This is a genomic window from Acidisphaera rubrifaciens HS-AP3 (genome assembly GCF_000964365.1).
GTDB lineage: Bacteria > Pseudomonadota > Alphaproteobacteria > Acetobacterales > Acetobacteraceae > Acidisphaera > Acidisphaera rubrifaciens.
On the sequence record NZ_BANB01000852.1, the window covers coordinates 1 to 3,345 of the forward strand.

5 protein-coding genes and 1 pseudogene are annotated in these 3,345 nt (G+C 70.9%); all 6 read left to right on the forward strand.

What is annotated here, in order from left to right; genetic code table 11:
• Window positions 1-243: pseudogene (locus tag B8460_RS22395) on the forward strand (urease accessory protein UreD); the annotation flags it as partial.
• 18 nt (window positions 244-261) lie between these two features.
• Window positions 262-564, forward strand: a complete 303-nt coding sequence (locus B8460_RS18465) for an urease subunit gamma (protein ID WP_048863091.1) — start codon at window positions 262-264, stop codon at window positions 562-564.
• An 8-nt stretch (window positions 565-572) separates the two neighbouring features.
• Window positions 573-878: an urease subunit beta gene (locus B8460_RS18470; RefSeq protein ID WP_048863095.1), complete on the forward strand. Its 306-nt coding sequence runs from the start codon at window positions 573-575 to the stop codon at window positions 876-878.
• Window positions 879-880: 2 nt separating this feature from the next.
• A complete protein-coding gene (gene ureC / locus B8460_RS18475; protein WP_048863092.1) occupies window positions 881-2,587 on the forward strand; it encodes an urease subunit alpha in 1,707 nt (568 codons plus the stop codon).
• Window positions 2,587-3,069, forward strand: a complete 483-nt coding sequence (locus tag B8460_RS18480) for an urease accessory protein UreE (protein WP_048863093.1) — start codon at window positions 2,587-2,589, stop codon at window positions 3,067-3,069. The genes ureC and B8460_RS18480 overlap by 1 nt, the downstream gene beginning before the upstream one ends.
• The coding region (locus B8460_RS18485) for an urease accessory protein UreF (RefSeq protein ID WP_277813995.1) at window positions 3,038-3,345 on the forward strand (308 nt) is incomplete at its 3' end. The genes B8460_RS18480 and B8460_RS18485, both read left to right, overlap by 32 nt.

Genomic DNA, 3,345 nt, shown 5'->3' on the forward strand with positions numbered 1-3,345 from the left:
GCCGCCACGGCGGGCGGGGCCGGCGCGGTCGCGACCCTGATCCATGCCGGGCCGGAGGCGGAGGGACGGCTCGATCCCCTGCGCGCCTGCCTCGCCGGTCACGACGCCGGCGCGAGCGCCTGGGACGGGCTGCTGGTCGCGCGTATCCTCGCCGCCGATTCCGCGCGCCTGCGCCCGCTCGTCATGGCAGGATTGGCCGTGCTCCGCCCCGGCCGCGCCCTGCCGCGCATCTGGCATACCTGATTAAGAACAGGGACCCGCATGAACCTGACGCCCCGCGAGAAGGACAAGCTGCTGATCGCCATGGCCGCGAATGTCGCGCGCCGGCGGCTCGATCGCGGCGTGAAGCTGAACTACCCCGAGGCGGTCGCGCTGATCACCGATTTCGTGGTCGAGGGCGCGCGCGACGGGCGCAGCGTCGCCGACCTGATGGCGGCCGGCGCGCAGGTGCTGACGCGCGATCAGGTCATGGAGGGCATTGCCGAGATGATCCCCGACGTGCAGGTGGAGGCGACCTTTCCCGACGGCACCAAGCTCGTCACCGTCCACGAGCCGATACGATGAGCGGGCCGATGATCCCCGGCGAGGTGATCGCCGCCGACGGCGACATCGAACTCAACGCCGGACTGGAACAGACGGTGGTCGAGGTCGCCAACACCGGCGACCGGCCGATCCAGGTCGGCAGCCACTACCATTTCGCCGAGACCAACCCGGCGCTGTCCTTCGACCGCGCCGCGGCGCGCGGCAAGCGGCTCGACATCGCCGCCGGCACCGCCGTCCGCTTCGAGCCCGGCCAGACCCGCAGCGTCACGCTCGTCCCGTATCGCGGGCGGCGCGTGGTGATCGGCTTTCGCGGCGACGTGACGGGGGCGCTGTAGCCATGGCACGCATCACCCGCCAGGCCTATGCGGACATGTTCGGCCCGACCGTCGGCGACCGCGTGCGGCTGGCCGATACCGACCTGTTCCTCGCCGTGGAACGCGACCTGACGGTACATGGCGAGGAGGTCAAGTTCGGCGGCGGCAAGGTCATACGCGACGGCATGGGCCAGTCGCAGGCGACGCAGGCCGAGGGCGCGGCGGATACCGTCATCACCAACGCGCTGATCGTTGATCACTGGGGCATCATCAAGGCGGACGTGTCGATCATCGACGGCCGCATCGCCGCGATCGGCCGTGCCGGCAATCCCGACATCCAGCCCGACGTCGACATCATCATCGGCCCGGGCACCGAGATCATCGCTGGCGAGGGTAAGATCCTCACCGCCGGCGGCATCGACAGCCACATCCACTTCATCTGCCCGCAGCAGGCCGAGGAGGCGCTGGCCTCCGGCGTGACCACGATGGTGGGCGGCGGGACCGGGCCGGCCAGCGGCACCGCCGCGACCACCTGCACACCCGGCCCCTGGCACATCACCCGCATGCTGCAGGCCGCCGAGGCGCTGCCGGTCAACATCGCGCTGTCCGGCAAGGGCAACGCCTCGCAGCCCGGCGCGCTGGAGGAGATGATCCGCGCCGGCGCGTCCTGCCTAAAGCTGCACGAGGACTGGGGCACGACGCCCGCCGCGATCGATTGCTGCCTGTCGGTCGCCGACCGGTTCGACGTGCAGGTGATGATCCACACCGACACGCTCAACGAAAGCGGCTTCGTCGAGGACACCATCGCGGCGCTGGCCGGCCGCACCATCCATGCCTTCCACACCGAGGGCGCGGGTGGCGGCCACGCGCCGGACATCATCCGCGTGGCGGGGCTGGCAAACGTCATCCCGAGCAGCACCAACCCGACGCGCCCCTACACGGTGAACACGATCGACGAGCATCTCGACATGCTCATGGTCTGCCATCACCTCGACCCGAACATCCCGGAGGACGTCGCCTTCGCGGAAAGCCGCATCCGCCGCGAGACCATCGCCGCCGAGGACATCCTCCACGACCTCGGCGCGCTGTCGATCATCGCCTCCGACAGCCAGGCAATGGGGCGGGTCGGCGAGGTGATCACCCGCACCTGGCAGACCGCGCACAAGATGAAGACGCAGCGTGGCGCGCTCGCGGGCGACGGCGCGGCCGACAACGCGCGCATCAAGCGCTACGTCGCCAAGTACACGATTAACCCGGCGATCGCGCAGGGCATGGCGCACGAGATCGGGTCGATCGAGGTCGGGAAGCTGGCCGATCTGGTGCTGTGGTCGCCGGCCTTCTTCGGCGTGAAGCCCGATCTGGTGATCAAGGGCGGCGCCATCGCCTGGGCGATGATGGGCGATCCGAACGCGTCGATCCCGACGCCGCAGCCGGTGCACGGACGGCCGATGTTCGGCATGCTCGGCCGCGCGCTGGCGGAGAACTGCCTGACCTTTGTCTCCGCCGCGGCGCTCGACATGAACATCGGCCACGCGCGGCATCTGGCGCGCAAGCTCGTCCCCGTCGCCAATACGCGCGGCGGCATCGGCAAGCGCAGCATGATCCACAACGACGCGACGCCGCATATCGAGGTGGACCCCGAGACGTACGAGGTGCGGGCCGACGGCGTGCTGCTGACCTGCGAGCCGGCGACCGTGCTGCCGATGGCGCAGCGGTATTTCCTGTTCTGATGCGCGCCGTCGCCGTCCTGCGCGCCGGCACCTGGGACGGCGCCGCCGCCGACACCGTGCTGATCGACCACGATCACCGCCACCGCCGCCGCATCCGCCTGACGACGCTGGGCGGCGCCACGCTGCTGCTTGATCTCGAACAGGCGACGCATCTGCGCGACGGCGACGCGCTGGTGCTCGACGACGGCAGCCGGATGCGCGTCGCCGCGCGGCCGGAGCCGGTGCTCGACATCCACGCCCATGATCCGGCCGCGCTGCTGCGCATCGCCTGGCATCTCGGCAACCGGCATCTGCCGGTGCAACTGCTGCCCGGCCGTCTGCGCATCCGCGCCGATCATGTCATCGCGGAGATGGTGGCGGGCCTCGGCGGCCATGCCGAGGCCCTGGAGGCGCCGTTCGACCCGGAAGCCGGCGCGTACGAAGGTGGCGGCGGCCACGCGCATCACCACCATGACCATGACCACGACGACCACGAGCACTGAGCCGGACGCCGCGGCGGCGGCGCTGAACCTGCACGCCTGGTTGTCGCCGGCGTTTCCGGTCGGCGCCTTTGCCTATTCGCACGGTCTCGAATGGGCGGTGGAGGCGGGTGACATACGCGACGAGGCGAGCGCGCTCGCGTGGCTGCGCGACGTGCTGCGCCACGGCACCGGGCGCACCGACGCGATCCTGCTGCGGCACGCCATCGCCGCGCATGACGATCCCGCGGCGCTCGCCGATCTCGCCGACCTCGCGCTGGCCGCCGCACCGTCGCGCGA

What these genes read in the sequence shown, in the direction of transcription:
- B8460_RS18465 (WP_048863091.1), top strand. Translation starts at nt 262, where the DNA reads ATGAACCTGACGCCCCGCGAGAAGGACAAGCTGCTGATCGCCATGGCC.
- B8460_RS18470 (WP_048863095.1), top strand. Translation starts at nt 573, where the DNA reads ATGATCCCCGGCGAGGTGATCGCCGCCGACGGCGACATCGAACTCAAC.
- ureC (WP_048863092.1), top strand. Translation starts at nt 881, where the DNA reads ATGGCACGCATCACCCGCCAGGCCTATGCGGACATGTTCGGCCCGACC.
- B8460_RS18480 (WP_048863093.1), top strand. Translation starts at nt 2,587, where the DNA reads ATGCGCGCCGTCGCCGTCCTGCGCGCCGGCACCTGGGACGGCGCCGCC.